At 67.2% G+C, this 24,338-nt stretch carries 29 protein-coding genes and 1 tRNA gene; 21 read left to right on the top strand and 9 right to left on the bottom strand.

Going from position 1 to position 24,338, the window contains the following annotated elements:
* The first annotated feature begins 20 nt into the window (after positions 1-20).
* From ACIGJC_RS15035 to ACIGJC_RS14960, 16 genes are all read left to right on the top strand, one after another.
* Positions 21-839, top strand: a complete 819-nt coding sequence (locus ACIGJC_RS15035) for a BON domain-containing protein (RefSeq protein WP_483709744.1) — start codon at positions 21-23, stop codon at positions 837-839.
* A gap of 129 nt (positions 840-968) precedes the next feature.
* Positions 969-1,295 (top strand): c-type cytochrome, encoded by a 327-nt coding sequence (locus ACIGJC_RS15030; protein ID WP_483709742.1) that lies wholly within the window; start codon positions 969-971, stop codon positions 1,293-1,295.
* 9 nt (positions 1,296-1,304) lie between these two features.
* The gene (locus tag ACIGJC_RS15025; protein WP_483709740.1) at positions 1,305-2,564 is read left to right on the top strand and encodes an FCSD flavin-binding domain-containing protein; all 1,260 of its coding nucleotides are present in this window, start codon (positions 1,305-1,307) and stop codon (positions 2,562-2,564) included.
* Positions 2,565-2,656: 92 nt separating this feature from the next.
* A complete protein-coding gene (locus ACIGJC_RS15020) occupies positions 2,657-3,556 on the top strand; it encodes an EamA family transporter (RefSeq protein WP_483709738.1) in 900 nt (299 codons plus the stop codon).
* A gap of 73 nt (positions 3,557-3,629) precedes the next feature.
* Positions 3,630-4,046 carry an ArsR/SmtB family transcription factor gene (locus ACIGJC_RS15015; RefSeq protein ID WP_483709736.1) on the top strand — a complete coding sequence of 139 codons (417 nt, stop codon included), beginning with the start codon at positions 3,630-3,632 and terminating at the stop codon, positions 4,044-4,046.
* Positions 4,047-4,115: 69 nt separating this feature from the next.
* Positions 4,116-5,465: a sulfite dehydrogenase gene (gene soxC, locus ACIGJC_RS15010; protein WP_483709734.1), complete on the top strand. Its 1,350-nt coding sequence runs from the start codon at positions 4,116-4,118 to the stop codon at positions 5,463-5,465.
* A complete protein-coding gene (locus ACIGJC_RS15005; RefSeq protein WP_483709733.1) occupies positions 5,449-6,483 on the top strand; it encodes a c-type cytochrome in 1,035 nt (344 codons plus the stop codon). The genes soxC and ACIGJC_RS15005 overlap by 17 nt, the downstream gene beginning before the upstream one ends.
* A gap of 117 nt (positions 6,484-6,600) precedes the next feature.
* Positions 6,601-6,927, top strand: a complete 327-nt coding sequence (locus tag ACIGJC_RS15000; RefSeq protein WP_483709731.1) for a c-type cytochrome — start codon at positions 6,601-6,603, stop codon at positions 6,925-6,927.
* A 167-nt stretch (positions 6,928-7,094) separates the two neighbouring features.
* Positions 7,095-7,550, top strand: coding sequence for a thiosulfate oxidation carrier protein SoxY (soxY, locus tag ACIGJC_RS14995; RefSeq protein WP_011299383.1), 456 nt, complete (start codon positions 7,095-7,097; stop codon positions 7,548-7,550).
* Between the two features lie 46 nt (positions 7,551-7,596).
* On the top strand, positions 7,597-7,908 hold the full coding sequence (gene soxZ / locus ACIGJC_RS14990; RefSeq protein ID WP_483709730.1) for a thiosulfate oxidation carrier complex protein SoxZ: 312 nt from the start codon (positions 7,597-7,599) through the stop codon (positions 7,906-7,908).
* Positions 7,909-7,987: 79 nt separating this feature from the next.
* Complete coding sequence (locus tag ACIGJC_RS14985) at positions 7,988-8,446, top strand: DsrE family protein (RefSeq protein ID WP_483709729.1); 459 nt, start codon at positions 7,988-7,990, stop codon at positions 8,444-8,446.
* Positions 8,447-8,522: 76 nt separating this feature from the next.
* Entirely contained in the window at positions 8,523-9,350 is an 828-nt protein-coding gene (gene soxA, locus ACIGJC_RS14980; RefSeq protein WP_483709727.1) for a sulfur oxidation c-type cytochrome SoxA, read from the top strand.
* Between the two features lie 18 nt (positions 9,351-9,368).
* Positions 9,369-10,043 carry a sulfur oxidation c-type cytochrome SoxX gene (gene soxX / locus ACIGJC_RS14975; RefSeq protein ID WP_483709726.1) on the top strand — a complete coding sequence of 225 codons (675 nt, stop codon included), beginning with the start codon at positions 9,369-9,371 and terminating at the stop codon, positions 10,041-10,043.
* A 10-nt stretch (positions 10,044-10,053) separates the two neighbouring features.
* Positions 10,054-10,551: a TlpA disulfide reductase family protein gene (locus tag ACIGJC_RS14970; RefSeq protein ID WP_483709725.1), complete on the top strand. Its 498-nt coding sequence runs from the start codon at positions 10,054-10,056 to the stop codon at positions 10,549-10,551.
* 118 nt (positions 10,552-10,669) lie between these two features.
* Positions 10,670-12,391 (top strand): thiosulfohydrolase SoxB, encoded by a 1,722-nt coding sequence (gene soxB, locus ACIGJC_RS14965; RefSeq protein WP_483709724.1) that lies wholly within the window; start codon positions 10,670-10,672, stop codon positions 12,389-12,391.
* A 73-nt stretch (positions 12,392-12,464) separates the two neighbouring features.
* Positions 12,465-12,540, top strand: a tRNA-Ala gene (locus ACIGJC_RS14960).
* 77 nt (positions 12,541-12,617) lie between these two features.
* Here the strand turns inward: ACIGJC_RS14960 and ACIGJC_RS14955 are convergent.
* Positions 12,618-12,869 carry a hypothetical protein gene (locus ACIGJC_RS14955; protein ID WP_483709723.1) on the bottom strand — a complete coding sequence of 84 codons (252 nt, stop codon included), beginning with the start codon at positions 12,867-12,869 and terminating at the stop codon, positions 12,618-12,620.
* A gap of 121 nt (positions 12,870-12,990) precedes the next feature.
* Entirely contained in the window at positions 12,991-14,526 is a 1,536-nt protein-coding gene (locus tag ACIGJC_RS14950; RefSeq protein ID WP_483709722.1) for a DHA2 family efflux MFS transporter permease subunit, read from the bottom strand.
* Positions 14,527-14,652: 126 nt separating this feature from the next.
* Between ACIGJC_RS14950 and ACIGJC_RS14945 the strand changes: the two genes are divergently transcribed.
* The 3 genes from ACIGJC_RS14945 (at position 14,653) to ACIGJC_RS14935 (ending at position 16,655) form a co-directional block, all read left to right on the top strand.
* Entirely contained in the window at positions 14,653-15,096 is a 444-nt protein-coding gene (locus tag ACIGJC_RS14945) for a MarR family winged helix-turn-helix transcriptional regulator (protein WP_483709721.1), read from the top strand.
* Positions 15,097-15,102: 6 nt separating this feature from the next.
* Positions 15,103-16,032, top strand: coding sequence for a cation diffusion facilitator family transporter (locus ACIGJC_RS14940; RefSeq protein ID WP_483709719.1), 930 nt, complete (start codon positions 15,103-15,105; stop codon positions 16,030-16,032).
* Between the two features lie 395 nt (positions 16,033-16,427).
* Positions 16,428-16,655 (top strand): hypothetical protein, encoded by a 228-nt coding sequence (locus ACIGJC_RS14935; protein WP_483709718.1) that lies wholly within the window; start codon positions 16,428-16,430, stop codon positions 16,653-16,655.
* A 30-nt stretch (positions 16,656-16,685) separates the two neighbouring features.
* Here ACIGJC_RS14935 and ACIGJC_RS14930 read toward each other — a convergent pair whose 3' ends face one another.
* The 3 genes from ACIGJC_RS14930 to ACIGJC_RS14920 form a co-directional block, all read right to left on the bottom strand.
* Positions 16,686-17,312 (bottom strand): DNA-3-methyladenine glycosylase I, encoded by a 627-nt coding sequence (locus ACIGJC_RS14930; protein WP_483709717.1) that lies wholly within the window; start codon positions 17,310-17,312, stop codon positions 16,686-16,688.
* 136 nt (positions 17,313-17,448) lie between these two features.
* Entirely contained in the window at positions 17,449-18,444 is a 996-nt protein-coding gene (locus ACIGJC_RS14925) for a hypothetical protein (RefSeq protein WP_483709716.1), read from the bottom strand.
* A gap of 159 nt (positions 18,445-18,603) precedes the next feature.
* Positions 18,604-19,005, bottom strand: a complete 402-nt coding sequence (locus ACIGJC_RS14920; RefSeq protein ID WP_483709714.1) for a hypothetical protein — start codon at positions 19,003-19,005, stop codon at positions 18,604-18,606.
* Positions 19,006-19,185: 180 nt separating this feature from the next.
* Here ACIGJC_RS14920 and ACIGJC_RS14915 point away from each other — a divergent pair, with 180 nt between their 5' ends.
* On the top strand, positions 19,186-20,073 hold the full coding sequence (locus ACIGJC_RS14915) for a DODA-type extradiol aromatic ring-opening family dioxygenase (RefSeq protein WP_483709712.1): 888 nt from the start codon (positions 19,186-19,188) through the stop codon (positions 20,071-20,073).
* 2 nt (positions 20,074-20,075) lie between these two features.
* On the opposite strand, the gene ACIGJC_RS14910 is transcribed toward ACIGJC_RS14915, so the two are convergent.
* The 4 genes from ACIGJC_RS14910 to ACIGJC_RS14895 all read right to left on the bottom strand — a co-directional run bounded on the left by ACIGJC_RS14910 (position 20,076) and on the right by ACIGJC_RS14895 (position 23,528).
* Positions 20,076-21,197: an MFS transporter gene (locus tag ACIGJC_RS14910; RefSeq protein WP_483711565.1), complete on the bottom strand. Its 1,122-nt coding sequence runs from the start codon at positions 21,195-21,197 to the stop codon at positions 20,076-20,078.
* 192 nt (positions 21,198-21,389) lie between these two features.
* Complete coding sequence (locus ACIGJC_RS14905) at positions 21,390-22,667, bottom strand: MFS transporter (RefSeq protein WP_483709710.1); 1,278 nt, start codon at positions 22,665-22,667, stop codon at positions 21,390-21,392.
* Positions 22,668-22,745: 78 nt separating this feature from the next.
* Entirely contained in the window at positions 22,746-23,156 is a 411-nt protein-coding gene (locus tag ACIGJC_RS14900) for a VOC family protein (protein WP_483709709.1), read from the bottom strand.
* Between the two features lie 21 nt (positions 23,157-23,177).
* On the bottom strand, positions 23,178-23,528 hold the full coding sequence (locus ACIGJC_RS14895; protein ID WP_483709706.1) for a GFA family protein: 351 nt from the start codon (positions 23,526-23,528) through the stop codon (positions 23,178-23,180).
* A gap of 145 nt (positions 23,529-23,673) precedes the next feature.
* Between ACIGJC_RS14895 and ACIGJC_RS14890 the strand changes: the two genes are divergently transcribed.
* Positions 23,674-24,285, top strand: coding sequence for an HD domain-containing protein (locus ACIGJC_RS14890; protein ID WP_483709704.1), 612 nt, complete (start codon positions 23,674-23,676; stop codon positions 24,283-24,285).
* Positions 24,286-24,338: the final 53 nt, after the last annotated feature.

Raw genomic sequence — 24,338 nt, 5'->3', positions numbered from 1 at the left:
CAAGCACCAGCAAGGACAGCATGAAGAAACTGCCTTTCCAAGCCTCCCGGCTGACCCGCATCGCGCTCACCGCAGCCGTGCTCGCCGTCGGCACCACGCAGCTCGCCGGCTGCCTCCCGGTCATGGCCGGCGCCGTGGCCAGTGGCGTGGCGGTTGCCACCGACCGCCGCCCGACTGCCACGCAGACCGTTGACCGCGGCCTGCAGATGGAGGCCGACAGCACGCTCAGCTCGCGCTACAACGGCCAGGCGCGCGTAAGCGTCACTGTATTCAACCGCAAGGTGCTGCTGACGGGCGAGGCCGCCAACGACAACGTGAAGCAGCAGGTCGACCAGTACGTGCGCGGTCTGCCCAATGCGCGCGTGGTGATCAACGAGCTCGAGATCGCGTCGTCGCCGTCGTTCATGACGACGAGCGAGGACACCTACCTGACCAGCAAGGTCAAGACCCAGCTGATGGCCGCCGAGGGCGTGCCATCCAACTCCATCAAGGTCACCACCGACAAGGGTGTGGTCTACCTGCTGGGCATCGTCACCACGCCCGAAGGCGACCGCGCCACCGAAGTGGCCCGTAACACCAGCGGTGTCACCAAGGTCGTCAAGGCGTTCGACTACGTGAACGAAGCCGAGCGCGCGCGCCTGGACCAGGCCTCCACCTCGCAGAACCCGCAGCTGGATGGCACCGTCGGTACGCCGGCGCCCGTGCAATCGGTGCCGGGCGTGGGTGGCCCCGTCAATGCGCCGGCCGACTCCTCTGCCGCCAATGGCGCTGTTGCAACGCCGGTGACGTCGCCCGTGGCTTCCCCGGTGGCGCTGCCGCCGGGCCGCAACCTGCCCTGAGCAGGTACCTTGCCTCGCCGTCGGGCAGCAACGCCTGCCTGACATCATGCGGATTTCGTTCCGCCCGCCCGCGCGCAATGTGATATGGTAGTCACGCGCCGCCCGCCGGGCGGACCCCGGAGCGTGACCATGACCAGGATCCCCTTGCCCGCGGCGCTGGCCGCGCTGGCCTTGCCGATCGCGTGCGGCACCGCCTCCGCGGCCGACACGGATGCATCGGCGCTGCGCGCGCGCAACCATGCCGCGGCCTGCGCCAACTGCCATGGCCCGCAGGGCCGGCCGCCCGCCGGCAGCCCCATTCCGGCGCTGGCCGGACGCTCCCAATCCGAACTCGTCTCCCAGATGCAGGCATTCAAGGCCGGCAAGCGCCCGGCCACCGTCATGCAGCAGATTGCCAGGGGCTACAGCGACGACCAGATCACGGCGATTGCGGGCTGGTTCGCCGCCGTCAAATAAGGGGACGCCATGCAACGACGTAACTTCCTGAAGGCGGTGGCCGGCGCCGCTGCACTGGGTACGCTGGGCGCGCACGCCGCTGCGCCGGCGAAGGTGGTGGTGGTCGGCGGCGGCTATGGCGGCGCCACCGCGGCGCGCTACCTGCGCGAGTGGAGCCGACACACCATCGACGTCACGCTGGTAGAGCCCGATGCCGCCTTCATCTCGTGTCCGCTGTCCAATCTTGTGATCGGCGGCAGCCGGCGGATAGAGGACATCACCGTGCCGTACGACGCGCTGGTCCGCCGCCATGGCGTGAAGCTGGTGCGCGACCGCGCGCTGGCCATCGACGCCGCCAGGCGCACGGTGCGCCTGGCCAGCGGCGCGACGTTGCCCTATGACCGCCTGGTGCTGTCGCCCGGCGTCGACATGATGAGCGACGCACTGCCGGGGCTGCAGCAGCCCGGCGGCGACCAGATCCTGCATGCCTGGAAGGCGGGTTCGCAGACACTGGCGCTGCGCCGCCAGCTCGAAGCCATGCCGGACGGCGGCACCTTTGCCATCAGCATCCCGCTGGCGCCTTACCGCTGCCCGCCGGGGCCCTACGAGCGCGCCTGCCAGGTGGCGCACTATTTCAGCCGGCACAAGCCGCGCAGCAAGGTGCTGGTCCTCGATGCCAATCCGGACATCACCTCGAAGGCGGCGCTGTTCCGGCAGGTCTGGAGCACACAGTACAAGGGCATGGTGGAGTACCGGCCGCAGTACAACGCCGTCGACGTCGACGCCGCCACGCGCACACTCAGGTTCGACGTGCAGGACGACGAGCGGGCCGACGTGCTCAACGTGCTGCCGCCGCAGCGGGCCGGTGCGATCGCCGTGTCGGCCGGGCTGGCCACGGCCAATGGCCGCTGGTGCGAGGTGGATTTCCTGACCTTCGAATCTATCGCGGTACCGAATATCCACGTGCTCGGCGATGCCATCCAGATTGCGCCGCTGATGCCTAAATCGGGGCACATGGCCAACCAGCATGGCAAGGTCGCGGCCGCGGCCATTGTCGCGCTGCTCTCGGGCGGCACGCCTGACGCCGAGCCGCTCTACAACAACACCTGCTACAGCTTCACGTCGGATCGCGAAGCAGTGCATGTTGCAAGCGTGCATCGCTACGATGCCGCGCAGAAGACTATGGTGACGGTGCCCGGATCGGGGGGACTGTCGGCGGCGCCCAATGTGCCGGAGGGGGATTTCGCCCTGGCATGGGCGAAGGGTATCTGGGCGGATATGTTGAGCTAGCTGGCTCCGCAATAACCGCAAGAACATGCAACGCGGCGCCCGAGCCGGCTGATACGCTTGAGGGTTTCCAGGACAAATTATCCGGGCCCCCAATGCAAGCCAGAGACCGCCTCCTCGCCCTAGCCATCGTCTGCGTCTGGGGCGTCAACTTCGTTGTCATCAAGGTCGGCCTGGCCGGCGTTCCGCCGATGTTGCTCGGCGCGCTGCGCTTCTGTCTGGTTGCCTTTCCTGCCATCTTCTTCGTCCCGCGCCCGCGCGTGCCGCTGCGCATGTTGCTGGCCTATGGCGCGACCATCAGCCTCGGGCAGTTCGCCTTCCTGTTCTATGCCATGGCGGTCGGCATGCCGGCGGGACTGGCGTCGCTCGTGCTGCAGTCGCAGGTCTTCTTCACGGTGGGCATCGCCGCGCTGTGGCTGGGCGAGCCGGTGCGCTGGCACAATGTGGCCGGCATGCTGGTGGCCGCTTGCGGACTGGTGCTGATCGGTTCGGGCGCGGCAACGGGTACGGCACCCGGCGGCATGAGCGTCGCCGGATTCCTGCTGACGCTGTGCGGCGCGGCCTGCTGGGCGAGCGGCAATATCGTGAGCAAGAAGATCGGTCCGGTCGACCTGCTGGGCCTGGTCGTGTGGGCGGCGCTGATCCCGATCGTGCCGTTCGCGCTGCTGTCGCTGTGGTTCGAGGGGCCGGCGCGCATCGCCGCAAGCCTCACCCATGTCTCCGGCGGCGCGGTGTTCGCGGTGCTGTACCTGGCCTTCGCCGCGACCATCTTCGGCTACACCATGTGGGGTAGGCTGCTGACCCGGTATCCGGCCAGCCAGGTGGCGCCGCTCACGCTGCTGGTGCCGGTGGTCGGGCTCCTGGCCGCGCACGGGCTGCTCGGCGAAGACTTGTCGCTGGCGCAGTGGGCCGGCGCCGCCGTGGTGATGGCGGGGCTGTTGCTCAATGTCTTCGGTGGCCGTTTGTGGGTCGGCCGGCGCTTCGCACGCCGCTGAAGAAGCGCGGGTTCTCGTGCCGCCATGCCACTGGCGCACATCATGCTGTTCTGCATCAATGGGTAAACACTATATGCGCAATCACGCATATACGAATATATTGGACGCCATGGAAGAGCTGGATCGCGTGTTCGAAAAGGTGTCGGGTTATTTCAGCCTGCTGGCGGAGCCTACGCGGCTGAAAATCCTGCACGCCCTGTGCGACGGCGAGAAGCCGGTGAATACGGTGGTCGAGACGGTGGGTTCGTCCCAGACCAACGTGTCGCGGCATCTCAACGCGATGTACCGCTCGGGCGTGCTATCGCGCCGCAAGGAGGCGAACCTGGTGTACTACGCCATTGCGGACGAAAGCGTGGTGGAGCTGTGCCGCACGGTTTGCGTGCAGGTGGCCAGCCGGCTGGAGGACAATGCCCTGACCTCCGGCGCGGTGGACCGCTTCATGGCCCAGCCTGAACCGCCACCGGCCCGGCGTCGCAAGGCCGCGCAGTAGCCTGGCTCTTCCTGCAGACCGCATCAGAACAGGCGCGCCGCCGTGGCGAGCGTGCCGGAGGAGACGGCATTGCAGGAACGGAATCCGCGCGGGCGCATCGTGCCAGCGCCCGAACACTTCGTCAGCCCCACGCTGCAGCAGGACATCGACCGGCACGGCCTGGACAGTCCGCGCCGTGACTTCCTGCGCAAGAGCTTCCTTGGCGCAGCCGCCGGCATCGCCGCGGCCGGACTGGGCCGGCGCGCGCTGGCCGCCGACGGCGATCCCGCCATCCTTGAGCCGCAGCCGTGGGCCACGACACTGGGCCAGCCGGTGGCGGCGCGGCCTTACGGACAGCCTTCGATCCATGAGAAGAACCTCGTGCGGCGCGAGTCTCCGGGCCTGACGCGCGTCTCGGCGGCCTCGGTCGCATTCGCGCCGCTGCAGGGGCTGTTCGGCATCATCACGCCCAGCGGCCTGCATTTCGAGCGGCACCACCAGGGCTGGCAGGACATCGACCCCGCCCGCCACCGCCTGATGATCAACGGACTGGTCAAGGCGCCGCGCGTCTATACGATGGACGACCTGATGCGCCTGCCGTCGGTGTCGCGCATGCATTTCATCGAGTGCGGCGCCAATACCGGCATGGAGTGGGGCAACGTGGCGGTGCCGACGGTGCAGTACACCCACGGCATGCTGTCGTGCTGCGAATTCACCGGCGTGCCGCTCAAGGTGCTGCTGGACGACGCCGGCGCCGACCTGCGCCGCGGCAAATACCTGCTGGCCGAGGGCGGCGACGGCTCCGGCATGACGCGCACCATCCCGATGGAGCTGGCCGACGAGATCATCGTCGCCTGGGGCATGAACGGAGAAATGCTGCGCCCGGAGAACGGCTATCCGCTGCGGCTGGTGGTGCCGGGCGTGCAGGGCGTGTCGTGGGTCAAGTGGCTGCGCCGGCTCGAACTGGGCGAGCAGCCCTGGAACGCCAAGGACGAGACCATCCATTACGTGGACATGATGCCGGACGGCAAGCTGCGCCAGTATTCCTCGATCCAGGAATGCAAGTCGGTCATCACCTCGCCATCGGGCGGGCAGCAGATGGTCGGCAAGGGCTTCTACAACATCAGCGGGCTGGCATGGTCCGGACGCGGGCGCGTGCGCCGCGTGGATGTCTCGACCGACGGCGGGCGCAACTGGCGCACGGCACGGCTGGAAGCGCCGGTGCTGTCGAAGTGCCTCACGCGCTTCAACCTCGACTGGGACTGGGACGGGGGGCCGGCCATCCTGCAAAGCCGCGCGATTGACGAGACCGGCTACGTGCAGCCGAAGATGGCGCAGCTGCGCGCGGTGCGCGGCACGCGCTCGATCTATCACAACAACGCCATCCAGAGCTGGCAGGTGGCCCAGAGCGGGGAGGTGTCCAATGTCCACGTGGGCTGACACGACGCGGGCGCTGGCGCTGGCGGCCTGCTGCCTGGCCTCGGCGGCTTGGGCCGGTACGGCAGACACGGCGCGCGCGGCATTGGGCCGCACCGCGACCGCGGCGGAAGTTGCGGCCTGGGATATCGACGTGCGCCCCGATTTCAAAGGACTGCCCAAGGGCAGCGGCACGGTGGCCCAGGGTCAGAAGGTCTGGGACGGCAAGTGCGCATCGTGCCACGGCGACTTCGGCGAATCGAACGAAGTGTTCTCGCCTATCGTGGGCGGCACCACGGCCGACGATATCCGCAGCGGCCGCGTCGCGGCGATGACCGGCAACCAGCCGTACCGCACCACGCTGATGAAAGTCAGCACGGTGAGCACGCTGTGGGACTACATCCATCGCGCCATGCCGTGGAATGCGCCGCGCAGCCTGAGCGCCGACGATGTCTATGCCGTCACGGCGTACCTGCTGAACCTGGGCGAAATCGTCCCGAACGACTTCACGCTGTCGGACACGAACATCGCCGAGGTGCAGCGCAAGATGCCGAACCGCAACGGCATGACCACGGACCACGGCATGTGGCCGGGCCGGGGCCGGCCGGATACGCACAATACGGCGTGCATGAAGAACTGCGAAGCGACGGTGAAGGTAGTCTCGGCCATGCCGGACTACGCGCGCGATTCTCACGGCGACCTGTCGCAGCAGCAGCGTGCCTTCGGGCCGACGCGCGGCGTGGCGGCGCAGGCTTCCGCGCAAGCGGTACCGGTGGCGGCGGGGCCGGTAGCGCCCGGCGCCCGACTAACCGGCCAGTACCAGTGCATGGCGTGCCATGCACTCGACCGTAAAGTGGTGGGACCGTCATTTTCGGATATCGCCGGCAAGTATCGCGGGCAGGGTGACGCCCACGCCGCGCTGGAACGCAAGGTCAAGGCGGGCGGGCAGGGCGCCTGGGGCAGCATGCCGATGCCGCCGCAGCCACAGATACCCGATTCGGACATCCGCGCCATGGTGGGGTGGATTCTTGAGGCAAAATAGCGGGCTGGCCGCTGGAGTGCCCCCAGGCGGCGGCCAGCGTGTGTTGCGCCGCAGCGCGGTCCGGTTGTGGCGTTGCCTTTGCCGTCCCCACGGCTTTACAAAGCTTGGAGCTTAATAATGAAGCAGTTTGTCATCGCAGCGCTGATGCTTGGCGCCGCCGCATCGGCCCACGCGGTCGATGCCGCCAAGGCACAGGAGATTGCCAACAAGAACGCCTGCATGGGTTGCCACCAGGTCGACAAGAAGCTGGTCGGTCCCGCCTACAAGGACGTGGCCGCCAAGTACAAGGGCGACAAGAACGCCCTGGCGACCCTGGTCAAGAAGGTCAAGACCGGTGGTTCGGGCGTCTGGGGTCCTGTGCCGATGCCCGCCAACACCGGTCTGAGCGACGCCGAGGCGAAGACCGTGGTGGAGTGGGTCCTGGCTGGCGCGCCGGCCAAGTAAGCACCGGCCCGCAAGGGCCAGCGCACCGATGCAACAGGCCCGCGGGCATCCGCCGCGCGGCCCTGGACACAGAGCACAGCGGCCGGCCAAGCACCGGCCGCATGCAGCAAGCACCGCCCTGGCGGTCAACCACGACTGGGAACGGAGTAGCCGGAGAGCAAAGCCCAATGAATTCCAAACGAAGAGAAGTACTGCGGGTCACCGCTGTCCTGTCGCTGATGGCCGCAACGGGCCTGATCACCGAGGCGCAGGCAGCCGAGTGGAACAAGACCGCCTTTGACGGCAAGAGCGTGGCCGACGTCATCAAGGCCCTCGGCGGCAGTGGCACCGAGAAGAGCACCGCGATCACCTTCAACGCCCCGGATATCGCCGAAAACGGCGCCGTGGTGCCGGTGGCCGTGACCAGCACGATCCCGGATACCGAGCAGATCGCCATCCTGGTCGAAAAGAATCCGAACACGCTGGCCGCGGATTTCGTGATCCCGGCGGGCACCGAACCGTTCGTCTCCACGCGCGTGAAGATGGGCCAGACCTCCGTGGTGCATGCCGCGGTCAAGGCCGGCGGCAAGTGGTACGTGGCATCCAAGGAAATCAAGGTCACCTTGGGTGGCTGCGGCGGCTGAGCCCCGCGCCCCGCGACACCACGAACATCTGCAACAGGAGAGAACCATGGCAGACCCGATGCGCGTACGCGCCACCGAAAACGGCGGCGTGACAGACGTCAAGATTCTGATGAAGCACGACATGGAAACCGGCCAGCGCAAGGACAGCGCCGGCAAGACCATTCCGGCGTGGCATATCCAGACTGTGATCGCCCAGTGCAAGGGCAAGGAAGTGTTCCGTGCCCAGTTCGGCCCGGCGGTGTCCAAGGACCCGTTCCTGAACTTCAAGTTCAAGGGCGGCGCCAAGGGCGACAAGGTCACCGTGACCTGGGTCGACAACCGCGGCGACAAGCGCACCGACGAAGCGACGATCGCCTGATCATCGACGGATAGGCGGCCCGGCGCGCACGGCTGTCGTCTGCTATGGTTCGGGTCGGAAAATGACCTCGGGAACAATCATGCGGCGAGCATTCATTCGGGCATCGGCGGCACTGGCCGCCATCGGACTGGCGGCCAAGGCGGCGGCGCAGACAGCGCCGGCCGCGCCGGCAGGCAAGGGCAGGCCCGTCAAGGTGGTGTACCAGCTTTCGGAAGGCATCGACCAGGCAGTGCGCGCCATGGGCAACCTGCGCAACCACCTGAACGGCGCACCGGGGGCCAAGATCGTCGTGGTCGCATTCGGCTACGGCGTGGATTTCCTGGTGGAAGGCGCCAAGGATTCGCGCGGCAACACCTTTGAAGGGCCGGTGGGCGCGCTGGCTTCGGCCGGCGTGGAATTCCGCGTCTGCCGCAATACGCTGAACGCACGCAAGATCTCCGAATCGAGCCTGCTGATGGAGTCGAAGATCGTACCGGCCGGCGTGGTGGAAATCGCCCGCCTGCAGTTTGACGAAGGCTACGCCTACATCAAGCCTTGAGGATGCCCCGGGCAAGGGACGGCCCGGCAACAGAAGAATGACCCGGCGCACGAGCGGCCGGGAGGAGAAGCCCCCAATGACCAAGATCCGACGCCTTGCCACGGGCGCCGCGCTGGCCGCGGCCGGTGCGGCTGCGCTGACCCTGGCGGCCGCCGTGCACGCGCAGGGCAGCACCGCCGACGAAATCGCCAAGTACCGCCAGATGCTGGCCGAAGGCAACCCCGCCGAGTTGTGGGAAGCCGCCGGCGAAGAGCTGTGGAAAAAGCCCGCCGGCCCGAAGAACGTCTCGCTCGAACAGTGCGACCTGGGCAAGGGCCCGGGCGTGACCAAGGGCGCCTACGCCGAACTGCCGCGCTACTTCAAGGACACCGGCAAGGTGATGGACCTGGAGCAGCGCCTGGCTTATTGCCGCGTGACGCTGCAGGGCCTGACCCAGGAACAGGCGATGGCCAATCCGTTCTCGTCGTCGGGCAAGCCGTCGGACATCGAGCGCCTGGTCTCGTACCTGAGCGCCGAATCGCGCGGCGTGAAGATGAACGTGCAACTGAGCCACCCCGAAGAGCAGCGCACTTACGCGCTCGGCCAGAAGATGTTCTTCTACCGCGGCGGCGCCTATGACTTTGCCTGCGCCACCTGCCACGCGGTGGACGGCCAGCGCATCCGCCTGCAAGACCTGCCCAACCTGCTGACCGAGAAGGGCGCACAGGCGGCCTACACGACGTGGCCGGCCTACCGTGTCTCGCAGGGCGAGGTACGCACCATGCAGCACCGCCTGTATGACTGCCTGCGCCAGCAGCGCTTTCCCGAACCGGCCTACGGCTCGGACGTGATCACCGCCCTCACCATGTTCCTGGCCAGGAACGCCAACGGCGGCACCTACGATGGCCCCGCCATGAAGCGCTGACCAGCACGGGAGACAGACATGCAACGATTCACCAAGCAACACGGGGTGTGGGCGGCTGCCGCGCTGGCGCTGGCCGCGAGCACCGGCGCGATCGCGCAGGACAGCGCCAGGACCAGGCCGGCGGCGAAGGCCAAGGTCGCCGCCGTCAGCAGCGCCGACATGAAGCACCTGATCGAAGGCTCGTTCACTTCGAAGGGGCCGGCCACGGTCGAGGGCGTGCTCAGCCAGGACGCCATGCAGCAGGCCTGCAGCCAGTACCCGGACCGCTCCAAGGTGGCGGCGGCGACGGCCAAGAAGATCGAAGCCGCAGAGCTGAAGCAGGTCAGGTATCCGGCCGACGGCAAGTGGCTCGGCGACTGGAAGGAAGGCGAGAAGGTTGCGCAGAACGGCCGTGGCATGCAGTTCACGGACCAGGTCGGGGGCACCAACGGCGGCAATTGCTATGCCTGCCACCAGATGACCAAGGCGGAGATCTCGTTCGGCAATATCGGCCCGTCGCTGTACCAGTACGGCAAGCTGCGCGGCAATTCCGAAGACGTGGTCAAGTACACCTGGGGCAAGATCTGGGACTCCAGCGCCTATGCGGCCTGCTCCAACATGCCGCGCTTCGGCCACAAGGGCATCCTGACCGAAACGCAGATCCGCGACGTGATGGCGCTGCTGCTGGACCCGGCTTCGCCGGTCAACCAGTAAGGGCACGGGCATGCTGCGCGCTCGCACCGCCTTCATCGCGTGGCTGCTGGCCGTTGGCCTGATGGCAGGCGCCGGCGGCGCGGGCGCGCTGGAGGTCGGCGACACCGTGCGGCTGCCCGATATGCAGACGCTCGATGGCCGCACCGTCAGCGCCGCGTCGCTGGCCGGCAAGCCGCTGATCGTCGAGGTGTGGGCCTCGTGGTGCCCGTTCTGCGCCATGCAGAACCCGCGCCTGCAGAAGCTCTACGAGCGCACGCGCGGCACGCCGCTGCAAGTGCTGACCATCAGCATCGACAAGGATCCGCGCGAGGCGGCCGAGTACCTGCGCAAGCGCAGCTACACCTTTCCGGTCACGATGGATTCGCCGGCATTGCGCAGCGCCATCAGCCCGCGCAAGGGCCTGCCGGAGCTGTATGTGATCGACGCGCGCGGGCGCGTGGTGCAGAAGGAAGTGGGTGAGATGCTCGAAGACGAGGTCGCGGCGCTCGACCGGTACGCGAAGCCCTGAACATTGCCTTGCCGCGCGCGGACGCCGATCCGCGCTCGGCCAACTTGAAACGATGCCGTGACGCCCCGCATGCCTTGCAGGGGCGCGAACCGGCACGCCGATTCCAGGAAGAGACGACATGAACCGACGCGAGTTCCTGCAGGTGCTGGCCATCGCCGGCGCCGGTGGCATGAGCTTTCCTGCCAGCGCGGCCCAGGCGGCGAAGTCCGCCGAGGCCATGTACGACCTGCCGCGCTTTGGCAATGTCCACCTGCTGCATTTCACCGACTGCCATGCGCAGCTGCGGCCGGTGTACTTCCGCGAGCCCAACGTCAACCTTGGCATCGGCACCTATGCCGGCAAGCCGCCGCACCTGGTCGGCGACGCGCTGCTGCGCCACTACGGCATCCGCCCCGGCACGCCGCAGGCGCATGCGTTCACCTACCTGGACTTCAACGAGGCCGCGCAGCGTTATGGCAAAGTCGGCGGGTTTGCGCACCTGGCCACGCTGGTCAAGCGCATGAAGGCCAGCCGGCCTGGCGCGCTGCTTCTCGATGGCGGCGACACCTGGCAGGGCTCCGCCACCGCGTTGTGGACCAAGGGCCAGGACATGGTCGACGCGGCGCTGGCACTAGGCGTCAACGTCATGACGCCGCACTGGGAAATGACGCTCGGCGCCGACCGCGTCAAGGAAATCGTCGAGAAGGACTTCAAGGACAAGGTCTCGTTCCTGGCGCAGAACATCAAGACCAACGACTTCGGCGATCAGGTCTTCGATCCATACGTGATGCGCGACATCAATGGCGTGGCCGTGGCCATCATCGGCCAGGCCTTCCCGTACACGCCGATCGCCAACCCGCGCTACTTCGTGCCGGACTGGACCTTCGGCATCCAGGAAGAGAATCTGCAGCAGGTCATCGACGATGCGCGCAGCAAGGGTGCGCAGGTGGTGGTGCTGCTGTCGCACAACGGCATGGATGTCGACCTGAAGCTGGCGTCGCGCGTGCGCGGGCTCGACGCGATCCTGGGCGGCCATACGCATGACGGCATGCCGGCGCCGGTGCCGGTGAAGAATGCCGGCGGCACCACGCTGGTCACCAACGCGGGCTCCAACGGCAAGTTCCTCGGCGTGCTGGACTTCGACGTGAAGAACGGCAGGGTGACGGATTTCCGCTACCGCCTGCTGCCGGTGTTCGCCAACTACCTGCCGGCCGATCCTGCCATGGACGCGCTGATCAAGAAGGTCCGCGCGCCGTATGAACAGAAGCTCGGCGAAGTGCTTGCCGTCAACCGCGGGCTGCTGTACCGGCGTGGCAATTTCAACGGCACCTTCGACCAGCTGATCCTGGACGGACTGATGGAGGTGCAGGGCGCGCAGATCGCGTTCTCGCCGGGCTTCCGCTGGGGCACCACGCTGCTGCCGGGCGAGGCCATTACCATGGAGCACCTGATGGACCAGACCGCCATCACCTATCCGTACACCACGGTGACGGACATGAGCGGCGAGACCATCAAGACCATCCTCGAAGACGTGGCCGACAACCTGTTCAACCCGGACCCGTATTACCAGCAGGGCGGCGACATGGTGCGGGTGGGCGGCCTGCAGTACACCATCGATCCGAACGCCGGCATGGGCAAGCGCATCAGCGACATGCGCCTGAACGGCCAGCCACTGGATGCAGGCAAGACCTACAAGGTGGCCGGCTGGGCGCCGGTGGCCGAAGAGGCGCGCCAGACCGGCGGCGCGCCGATCTGGGATGTCATGGCCCAGTGGCTACGCCAGAGCAAGGAAGTCAGCGCCCGCCCGCTGAACCAGCCGCGCGTGGTCGGCATGGAGCGCAATCCGGGCATGGCGGCGTGATGTTGCGTGCGGTCATCACCCGGCCGGTACGGATTGAAGCGCCAAACGGAAGTAAGCTACAATCATCCGCGACGGGCCGATAGCTCAGCTGGGAGAGCGCTGCGTTCGCAATGCAGAGGTCGGGAGTTCGATCCTCCTTCGGTCCACCAGATACAAGAAGGGCTCGGAATTCGTTCCGAGCCCTTTTGCTTTTTGGCTTTTTGCCTACCGCTTTCTTCGCCGTGCCTCACGCCACCCGCGGTCCCCGCCGCGCCTTCAGCGCCGAAGGCCGTACCTGTTGCAGCGCCCGCAACGACTGCAGCGCATCCTCCACCGCCTCGATCCCGTCACGCAGCCGTGCCGTGGCATAGCCCAGCCGGCTTTGCATATCCGGGTCCGGCGCGGACAAATGCTCGAGCGCATCGACCTCAGCCTGCATCTGGCCGACCAAACGGCGCAATTGGGATGTGCTATGCGAAGCAAGCGACCGGATTGCCATGCGAACTCCTTGGACGTCGACATCGGGGGCGCAATTTGTACGGTAGTACGTCACAGCAGGATCGCCAGTGCTGTTACGTCTCCATACACCTGTCTCGTCTCTTGCAGGCGACGGCAGCCGCTCAGTCCATCGCCGCGTGCGCCACGTCGGCCGGAACCTGCCGCGCGGGGCGAATCAGCAGGATCAGCGGCACGACCAGCAGCGTGGCGATGAACATCAGCTTGAAATCGTTGAGGTAGGCGATCATCGATGCCTGCTGGTTGATGGCATGGTTCAACGCCAGCAGGTCGGTGCGCGAGCCGTTCGCGACCATCGACTGCAGGTTCGGGTTGAAGACGCTGACATGCGCGGCCAGGTCGGCGTGCGCGACCTGCGTGTTGCGCGTCATCAGCGACTGGATCACGGAGATTCCGATGCTGCTGCCGATATTTCTCACCAGGCTGTAGGTGGCAGTGCCATCGGCACGCAGATCCGGCCGCAACGTGGAAAATGTCAGCGCGCTGAGCGGCACGAATACCAGCCCAAGCCCGAAACCCTGGATCACGCCGGGCCAGACGATATCGGACATCGACAGCACAATGGTGTAGTGCATCATCTGCCACAGGGCAAACGCGGAGATCAGGAACCCCGACAAGAGCAGCAGCCGCGCGTCGATGCGACGCAGCAGGCGGCCCGCCAAGAGCATCGCCACCATGGTGCCGGCGCCGCTTGGCGCGGTGACCAGGCCGGTGGTGGCCACGGGATACTGCATCAGGCCCTGCAGCATCGGCGGCAGCAGCGCGCGCGTCGCGTACATGACCGCGCCGATGACGAAGATGAAGCAGGTGCCGGTGGCGAAGTTGCGGTCCTTCAGCAGTTCATAGCGGAAGAAGGACTTCGAACCGGCGGTGGCCGTGTGCACGACGAAGTAGGCGAAGCTCACGACCGCCAGCAGCGCCTCGATGCGGATTTCGAGCGAGCTGAACCAGTCGAGCTGCTCGCCGCGGTCCAGCATGGCCTGCAAGGCGCCGATGGCCAGGCTCAGCGTGGCAAAGCCGAACGCGTCGAACCGGACTTCCCGGCGCGGCGGCCGGTCGGGCAGGAAGGTCATGACCCCGAACATCGCAAACGCGCCGATCGGCACGTTGATGAAAAACACCCAGCGCCAGTTGTAGCTGTCGGTCAGCCAGCCGCCCAGCGTCGGGCCGAGGATCGGGCCGACCATCACGCCCATGCCCCAGACCGCCATGGCCTGGCCTTGCCGCGAGGGCGGGTTGATGTCGAGCAGGATGGACTGCGACAGCGGCACCAGCGACGCCCCGAAGATCCCCTGCAGCAGGCGCGCTGCCACGATCTGCGGCAGCGTGTCGGCCAGTCCGCAAAGGGCCGAGGCCACGGTGAAGCCGCCGATGGCGAGCAGCAGCAGCTTTTTCACGCCCAGGCGGTCCGACAGCCACCCGGTCAGCGGCGTGGCGATGGCCGCCGCCACGATGTACGAGGTCAGCACCCACGTGATTTCGTCCTGCGATGCCGACAACGCGCCCTGCATATGGGGCAGCGCGACGTTGGCGATGGTGCTGTCCAGCGTCTGGATCAGCGTGGCCAGCATGATCGATACCGTGATCATCGGCCGGTTCAGTGGCGTGTCGGCGCCGGCCTGCCGGGCAATGGAAGACATGGAGGGCGTGGGGTGTGCGATTGATAAGCGTGCTTATTATATGGCCGGTCAGGCCTTGTACGCCGGCTTCCAGCGAGCCGTGTGCCGGCCCGTTCACTGTCATGGTTCTTCGGCTATAGTCGCGCGATGGAATCGGAATCGGAAAAACGCCTTGGCTTCCTGGTCACCGACGTGGGCCGCCTGTGCGGCAAGCGCTTCGACGACCTGGCGAAGTCCACGCTGGACCTCACGCGCGCGCAATGCCGCGCGCTCGCCTACCTGGCTCACCACGGCGAGATCAACCAGGCCAGCCTGGCCGACATTCTCGAGGTGGCGCCGATTTCGGCGGGGCGGCTGCTCGACCGCATGGAGGAGGGCGGCTGGATCCTGCGCCGGCCCAACCCCGACGACCGCCGCGAGCGTCTCGTGCAGATGACCGGCAAGGCCCGCAAGGCGCTGGACCGGGCGCGGCGCGTCGGCGACGAGATCGCCGGCGAAGCCATGCGCGGCTTCACGCCCCAAGAGCAAGAACAACTGATCACCCTGCTGCAGCGCGTGCGCGCCAACCTGGTCGACGCGGTGGAGCGCTGAATCATCATGCCCCTTCAGGATCCTTCCGTGCGCCGCGCAGCGGACGCACACGCCGATTACCTTGCCGGCCGGCGCAGCACGCTGGTCAGTGTCGCGCTCAATATCGGGCTAAGCCTGGCCCAGGCCGTGGCCGGGCTGTGGGCGGGCTCGCAGGCGCTGCTTGCCGACGCGCTGCACTCGCTGTCCGACCTGGTGTCGGACTTCGTGGTCCTGCTGGCCGGGCACCACGGCCGCAAGGACCCGGACTCCGATCACCAGTACGGCCACCGACGCTACGAAACCGCCGCCTCGCTGGTACTGGGCTGCCTGCTGCTGGCGGTCGGGTTGGGCATGCTGTGGTCGGCAGTCGGCAAGATCCAGCATCCGCAGGGTGCCCAGGCGGTCAAGCCGATCGCGCTATGGGTGGCCGCGGTCGCGCTGCTGTCCAAGGAGCTGCTGTTCCGCTACATGCTGGCCGTGGCCAAGCGGGTGCGCTCTGGCATGCTGGTGGCCAATGCCTGGCACGCGCGCTCGGATGCCGCGTCCTCGCTGGTGGTGGCGCTGGGCATTGGCGGCAACCTGCTCGGCTATCACGTGCTCGATCCGGTGGCCGCCGTCGTGGTGGGCCTGATGGTGGCGCGCATGGGCGCGAAGTTCGGCTGGGATGCGCTCAATGACCTGATGGACCGCGCCGCCGATGCCGAAACCGTCGAGGCTATCCGGCACACCATCCTCGAAACGCCGGGCGTGCTGGGCGTCCATGACCTGCGCACGCGCAAGATGGGCGACCAGATACTCGTCGACGTGCATCTGGAAATCGATGCCACCCTCACGGTTGCCCAGGGCCATGCCATCGCGGCCGAAGCGCATCGGCGCACCGTGGTCGCCCACGGCGTGCTGAACGTCATGACCCATGTCGATCCGGTATACACCTTCGCGTCCCGGGCGCCGCGCTGAGCGTCCTGTGGATATCTACGCTCCGGCCTGGGGATAACTCCACGGGAAAGCTGTGCCCCGCCTGGGGGTGCGCTGTGAGCCGTATACGAACAAGACGAGCGTCGTTTTTGCCGACGTATACGGATGGTCCCGGATATCCCGGTGCACCGGCCATCGCTCCAAAGGGTTATCTCTATTGCAACCTCTTGATCCGAAAGGGAAAAGAGAGGTTATCCACGCCAAGGGAGACGTTTACCTACTACTACTATCTACGTATACGTAAACAGTATTAAAGACAGCAGGCAGATCATTCCTGTCGCCGAAGAATCAGGTTTACAGATTCGTGCCTAAACGCGGCGTATACGTGCCGCGCCTCTTCTTTCCAAGCGTTGCTCCCTAAAGCTTGCCGCGCGGTGTTGCCGCAATCGGGCACGCTCAGCTTTGACCTGTCGGTGCGCGAAGTCGTGGCGATCAACCTGGCGGCACGTTGGTGCGGCCGCCTGCTGCTGCTTTCAAAGGGCCGCACGGTAGCGCATGACGTGCCGGCGCAGGCGCTGACGCCGCAGATCCTCGAAAGCGTCTACTCGATGCCAGCGCCGGTGTCAGTGGGGGATGTCCCGGCGGTCACGTTCTGCCTGCCCTGAGTACCGGGCAGTCTGCCGGCATGAGGTTCCCTAGCGCGGCACCTTGAACGCCTTGCGCGCGCGCAGTGCTTCGGCCCGGGCCCAGCAGCCGTCCTGGTGGTCGTTGACGAGCCCCATCGCCTGCATCAGCGCGTACATCGTGGTCGGTCCGACAAAGCGCCAGCCGCGCCGCTTCAGGTCCTTGGACAGCGCCGCCGATTCCGGCGAGGTCGCCATGGTGCGCAGGACTTCCGGCGTCAGCACCCTGGGCCGGCTGGCCGGGTCGGGCTCGTAGCGCCAGAAATAGGCCGCCAGCGACGATTCCGTTTCGAGCAGTTCCGCCGCCCGCTGCGCATTGTTGATGGCGGCTTCGATCTTGCCGCGGTGGCGCACGATGCCAGCATCGCCGAGCAGGCGCTGGATATCGCGCTCGCCAAAGCGGGCCACCTTCTCGATGTCGAAATTGGCGAACGCCTTGCGGAAGGACTCGCGCTTGCGCAGGATGGTCAGCCAGCTCAGCCCGGCCTGGAAGCCTTCCAGGCAGAGCTTCTCGAACAGCCGGCGATCATCGTCGACCGGATAGCCCCATTCGTTGTCGTGGTAGTGGCAGTAGTCTTCCAGCGTGCCGCACCAGCCGCAGCGCACGCGTTCGGCGGCGGCTTCCTGTTTACTCGTCATGCGTGCCTTTCCATGGCCCCGGGTTTGTCATGGCCGGCGGCGCGCTTGCGCGGTGCCGGCGCCAGCCGGTGATCATGCTCCTGGCCAGCTGTTTGCGGAAGGCCGGAATCGGACATGCGGATTGCGGCAATGGTGCTCAGAAGCTTGCCGCGAGCCCGAACGACACGCCAGAGACGTTATTGCCGAACACATACCGCACCACCGCCCGGATCCGCGTGACGAAAACCTCATGGGCGCTGGTGTCCAGTTCCAGCCCGGTGCCGAGCGTGGTCAGGTAGTTGAAGCCGAGCACGCCGGCCTGGCTGCCGAGATAGTGCGAATGGGAAAGCTCCAGCACATAGCGCACGGGCCGGTCCAGCGCATGCCAGCCTGTCGGCGCACGCCAGCGGGCGTACAGGTTGGCGGTTTGCGCGGTGGCCGTGCCCGTCACGCCGGAGGACGAGCCGCCAAAGCTCTGCAGGTGGATATTGGTGTAGCGCAGTTCCAGGTCGATCTCGTGGGTATCGCGGTAGTGCTCCCAGTCGAGCATGACGGAGCCGCCGAGGCCGTAGGCGTTCAGGGATCCGTGCTCAAGGAAATTGATGCTGGCATCGGTGTTCCGCTCGATCACGAGTTCGCCCACGCGGAGGTCGCTGGAGACGTTGCCGAGCGAAGCGTTGAAAATCGGCCGGAACACCAGTTCCTTGTTCTCGGTCAGCGGGAAGTCCCATCCGACGCCGATGGTCCCGGAAAACGTGTTCCACCTGACCGGCAGCGGGCGGGATTCGGCGCCCCGGGTGGCGACGAAGGTCGGGTCGTAGCGGCTGTAGGCGATCGCCCCTTCCAGGTAGAGCGGGAACGACTTGCTCCAGGTGAAACCGCCGCCCAGCTGCCACATGAAGACGCCGGGATTGTCGGTGGCCGCGTTGTTGATCGACAAAGAGCTGGAAGCCAGGTCCGGCACGACCGAGTACGACATCAGCGTGAGCACGCCGTTGGCATGCTTCTGCACATTGGTGCCGATGACCTGGAAGCCGTTCGAACCCTGCGCCTGTGCCCATACCTGCCCCGGAATCAGCGAGAGCGAACCCGATAGGGCCAGGCAGGCCGGCAGGGCCGCCGCGGCCCTGCGAATTTGCTGGAATGCGGACATTCGAGTTGCCGGGTAGGGTTCCGAATCCGGCGCCGTGCCGCGCGCGCCTCACCGGTGGTGCATTCTAGCTAGGGATGATGCCTGCTGTATGAGGTCTGGTGCGCCTGCACGAATCTTTTCAGATCACCCGTCGCAAGGTTTCACATGGATGCTGCGCGGCTATCCCGCAGGGCGGCGGCGTGGCGGATGGGATGCCGGGTCCGGCTCGGCCTGCGGCGGCAGCGCGGCGCGCTTGCGCGTGAACCACAGCAGCGCGGCGCTGGCCAGCCACCCGGCGACGAATACCGTGTCTCCCGCATGGTTGATCCAGTAGGACGCGCCGGGCGTGCCGAAGACGGCATACAGGACGGTGGCGGGCATCCGCGCGGCAATCCATAGCGCGACAGCCGGCGCGCTGGCATAGGCGCCCGGCCGCCACCAAGGGGCGGGGATTGGTGCGGGCCGCCTGTGGCGGCGCGGAATGCGCTGGACCACGAAGATCTCCCTCTCGCCGGGTGATGGTTGGCGGCGTGCGTCGTGGGCCGCGCGCCGGATGAGCCGGAGCAGGCTCCTCGCAGGCATCGTATGCCTTCTGCCCGGCCCCCGGGACACAGGGACGATGCGCTGTGTGGGACACCCCACGAACGCTGATGCAAGCCCATTCAATTTTTTTGCACGAAGTGTCCGCAAATGCGATCTGCCGGGCAGCCCCTTCTTTGTCAAACTGAGTTCATTCCACGAAAGGCTTTGAAGGTGATTGCCATGCTTCCCTCGATCTACGTCTCCCACGGTTCGCCCATGCTGGCGATCGACCCGGGCCCGACCGGGGCCATCTTCGACGCGCTTGGCGCCAGCTTGCGCGCGCAGCGGCCGCGCGCGGTGCTGGTGATCTCGGCGCACTGGATCTACAGCACGCTGGCGGTCAGCACGCGTGAACGGCAGGAGGCGTGGCACGACTTCGGCGGGTTTCCGCGCGAACTCTACGCGCTGCGCTATGACGCACCGGGCTCGCCCGACCTGGCCGCGCGCGTCAAGGCGCTGGTCGAAGCCGCCCACATTCCGGGCGCGGGCTTTGTCGGCTTTGACGAAGAGCGTCCGCTGGACCACGGCGCCTGGATGCCGATGCGCCACTTTGTCCCCGATGCCGACATCCCCGTGGTGCAACTGGCGCTGAACCCGTACCTGGCGCCGGCCGTGCAGATCGAGATCGGCCGGGCGCTGGCGCCGCTGCGCGACGAAGGCGTGCTGGTGCTTGCCTCGGGCAGCTTCACGCACAACCTGCAGGAAGTGTTCGGCGGCGGCCGGCGCGCCCAGCACGGCCCCGCGACGGAGCCGTATGTCGATGCCTTCCGCAACTGGATGCTCGACGCGCTCGACGAGGCGCTGGCGACCGGCGATACCAGCCGCATCGCCGATTACCGCGCCCAGGCGCCGCACGCGCGCCGCGCGCATCCGACCGACGAGCATTTGCTGCCCTTCTACGTGGCGCTCGGCGCCGCGCTGGGCCCGCGCGAGGCCGGCATTGCGCAAGCGCCCGCGGATGTGGCGCGCGTCGCGGACGAAGTGACATATGGCGTGCTGGCCATGGACACCTTCGTGTTCAACGGCCTGGGCGCCGGTGCGCAGCCACCCGTGCGCGCCGCCGCCTGAGTCTAGCGCTTGCGCGCAGGCAGGTAGCGTCGCGCCGAGCGGGCGCCTGCCAGTGCGATCCACCCCATGGTCAGCGCCACCACGGCCAGTCCGGCGCGCAGGCTGGCCAGGTGCGCCACGCCGCCGATCAGCACGGGGCCCAGCAGCAGGCCCAGGTACGCAAAGCGCGCCACGCGCGCGATCGCCTCGGCCGGGGCCACGCCCGGCAGGCGCGACGCCGCCACGAAGAAGATCGGCACCATATTGGCCGCCCCCAGCCCCATCAGGCTGAAACCCGCCAGCGCCGCCACGGGCACCGGCACGGCCAGCGCCAGCGCGATGCCGGCAAAGCCCAGCCAGGCGCTGGCGGTCAGCGTACCGGCTTCGCCGAAACGCGCGCGCAGGCGATCGCCGCCGAAGCGTCCGCACGCCATCCCGCCCGAAAATGCCGCATAGCCAAAGCTGATCCAGTCCGTCGGCGCCATGGCGACCTCCCGCATGTAGACGCTGGACCAGTCGTACATCGCGCCTTCGCCGATCAGTCCCAGGAACGCCAGCAGGCCGAGCAGCCACAGCGCGCGCACCGCGTGATCCCGATGGTGGCCGGCCGTCGGCAGCACCGGATGGTCGGCCAGCAGCCCCGGCGCCGTACCAAGAGCGATAGCGGCGGTCAGGCCCGCCATCATCGCGGCATGGACCAGCGGCGGCACGCCCAGCGACAGCATCAGCCCGCCAAACGCAGCGCCGGCCATGCCGCCCAGGCTGAACATGCCATGCAGCGCCGACATCACGGGCCGGGTGCGGCTGGCCTCCACGGTCGCGGCCTGCGCATTCATGCCCACGTCGAACGCCGCGTTGGCCATGCCGAAGACCAGCAGGGCGGGCAGCAGCAGGCGGAAGTCGGGCATGGCCAGGATGACCACCGTCGCCAGCGCGTAGGCCAGCCCGCTGGCCATCGACGCCCGCGCGCTGCCCACGCGCGCGACCCAGCGCCCGACCGGCCCCATCGCGGCGATCGCGCCGCCGGCCACGGCCAGCATGGCGATGGACAGCATCGCGTCGGACAGGCCGAAGCGCGCCTTGATGGTGGGGATGTGCACGCCCCACGTCGCGAACGTGGCGCCGTTGACGAAGAACAGCGCCATGGTGCCCCGGGTGGCGCGGGACACGCGTTGGGGCGATGCGGCGGGAACGGTGGACGGCGGCGATACGCCGGGACTCGACTCGGACATGGCGAGAACTGCATGGCGCGCGCGCCAGGCGCGGCCTTTGGCAAAGGGGCCATTGTCCCGCATTGCCATGATGGCCGTGTGAAAGGGAAAGCGCAAAAACCCGCTTCAGTCCATCACGCGCAGCAGGCCGCGCCGGTGCAGCGCGAACGCAAACGACAGCAGGGCCGCCAACGCCAGCGCCACCATGGCCCACAGCATCAGCCAGTAGCCCCCGGCCGCGCGCCAGAGTAGCGCGCCCAGCCACGGCGAGGCGGCCTGCATCAGCAGCACGGGCGTCATCATCAGGCCGTTAAGGGTGGCGTAGTGATGGCGCGAGATCAGTTCCGGCATGGCCATGGCGCGCAGCATGGTGTTGACGCCATTGGCACAGCCGTAGAGCACCGCCGCGACCATCAGCCAGGCACCGTGCCCGAGCGCCATGCACAGCAAGCCGGTGGTCATCAGCGCGTAGACCGGCACGGACAGCCGCACCGGGTGCCGCACAGAAGCGCGCATCATCAGCAGGCGGCCCACCACCTGCGCCGGGCCGATCAGCGCGGCGACCGCGAGCTGCTGGCCCAGCGGCAGGCCCTTTTCGGTCAGCATCGGGATCAGGTGCGCGCCGAGCAGCGACGCCACCATGATCGTTGCCGTGAAGGCCAGCACGACCGCCCAGAACACCGGCTGGCGCAGCGTGGCGCGCGCGATGCTGTGGCCGGCGGCATCGCCCGTGGGCAACGGCGAGGCCGGCTGCACGGCCGCGTAGCTGGCGTGCAGCGTGTAGCGCAGGCGCGCATGCAGCGGCGCGCAGACCAGCAGGTTGAGCGCGGCAAAGCCGATCAGCGTGAGCCTCCAGCCGACCAGCAGCACCAGCCATTGCGCCAGCGGCACGAAGATCGTGCTGGCAAAGCCGGCCATCAGCGTGACCGTCACGATCGGCTTCTGGTAGCCATCTCCGTACGCCTGGCGCAGTACCACGAAGGCGGGTTCATAGAGCGTCGTGGCCATGGCCAGGCCCAGCGGTACCCACATCAGCAGGAACATCGTGGGAGAGGGCGACCACGCCCAGAGCAGCAGCCCGGCCGCGCCCAGGAGCGAGCCGGCGCCCATCACGCGATTCGCCGGCATGCGGTCCAGCAGCCGGCCTACGGCAAACGAGCATAGCGCCCACACCAGCAGCCCGAGCGAATAGCCGCCGGCCAGGAACGGTTTGGAATAGCCCAGCGTGCGCGTCATGGGCTCGATGAAGACCGTGAAGGCGAAGTACAGGGTGCCCCACGAGATGGTCTCGGTCAGCCCGAGAATCCAGACCAGCCGGCGTGGCGGCGCGGCTGTGCTCGCGGTGTCGGCGGGAACGGCAGGCGGGGCGGAGTCCGCGTCGGGCGTGGCGTCGGTTCGGATCATGGCGCGCCCGGCGCTTGGGGAACTGGCGCTGCGGGCTAAGCGGAAATTGTAGCGACCACCGGCGCGCCGTGGTGACGCTCAGGCACTTTCGGCCGGGCCTTTGAGTTCGACCACATTGCCATCCGGGTCCTTCAGGTACAGCGACGGCCCCTTGCCCTCGGCGCCGAAACGCTGCTCCACGGCACCGGTCTCCACGCCGTGGCGTGCCAGCGCGGCACGGATGGCGTCGGCATCGAACGGGTCGATGCGCAGGCAGAAATGGTCAAGGTTGCGGCCCTCCGCGCCGGGGCCCGCACCGCCGGCGCGGCCAAGCGGGCCATCGAGCGAGACCAGGTCGATCAGTCCGCTGCCCGCGCGCAACTGTGTCAGGCCGAACGCGGGCTGCTCGCGCTCCACGCTGCAGCCAAGGACATCGACGTAGAAACGCCGCAGCCGGTCCACGTCGGCGGTACGCAGCACCAGGTGGTCGATACCGAGGATGCGGAACATATCAGGCTCCCGGTGCGGCGTTCAGTGGTGCAGGCCGTCGTAGTCGATGACCTTCAGCGCGTCCAGGTCGACGTTGTCGAGGCAGCGCACATTGATCGCCGCCATCGGCTTGCCGTCCTTGTCCTGCCCATCCGCATACGGCCCGCAGCCGCATACCGCGCAGAAGCGGTGCGCGATCTTCATGGTGTTGAAGCGGTAGGTCGACGCGTTTTCTTCCGGCGTCGCGAGCTTGAACTCCAGGCGCGGCACGAACCACAGCAAGTGCCCGCGCCGGCGGCAGATCGAACAATTGCAGCGAATCACGCTGGGGATGTTGTCGGCCTCCACCTCGAAGGCGATGGCTCCGCAATGACAGCTGCCGTGGAAAGTCATGTCGTCTCCTTGTTTTGGCCGGACGGATGATGCGTCGCATCAATCCGCGCATTGTTCAGTTTTTGACAGTTTAGTCGCGCGGCCAGTGCCACAATGCCCGCACGCATCAATCACGACAGGCGACCCAGCCGCCAAGGAGACCAGCATGAGCGACACTCACGTGCCCGCGCACGCCACTTTCAGCCACATGGAGCACGGCACCCGTGAGGACTGGGCCGCCATCTCCGCCGAGTTCATGCCGTTCGCCAAGGCCCTGCCGGACCGCGTGCTCGCGCACCTGCGCCTGCTCGAAGGCGATTGCGGCGGCTTTCCCGTGGACCGGCTCACGCACTCGCTGCAGACCGCCACGCTCGCGCACCGCGATGGGCGCGATGAGGAATACGTGGTGTGCGCCCTGCTGCATGACATCGGCGACACGCTCGGCAGCTACAACCACCCCGATATCGCCGCCGCCATCCTCAAGCCCTTCGTCAGCGCGGAGAACCTGTGGATGGTTGAGAAGCACGGCGTGTTTCAGGGCTACTACTTCTTCCATCACCTGGGGCTGGACCGCAACCTGCGCGAGCAATTCCGCGGCCAGGAAGAACTGTTCGAGCGTACCGCGGAGTTTTGCCAGAAATATGACGCGGCCGCTTTCATGACGGATTACGACACGTTGCCGCTGTCGTTCTTCGAGCCGATGGTGCGGCGCGTGCTTTCCCACCCGCGCAACTCGATGTATGTGAAGCCAGGGGAGAAGGCGCTGGCGAAGGCGTAGGGAAAGCCGCAACCGCAAGCCGACCGTTTGTGTTCCCTCTCCCCTCAGCGGGA

It is taken from the genome of Cupriavidus sp. C3SS-1 (assembly GCF_057073755.1).
This window is presented reverse-complemented; position numbering and strand designations above follow the sequence as displayed.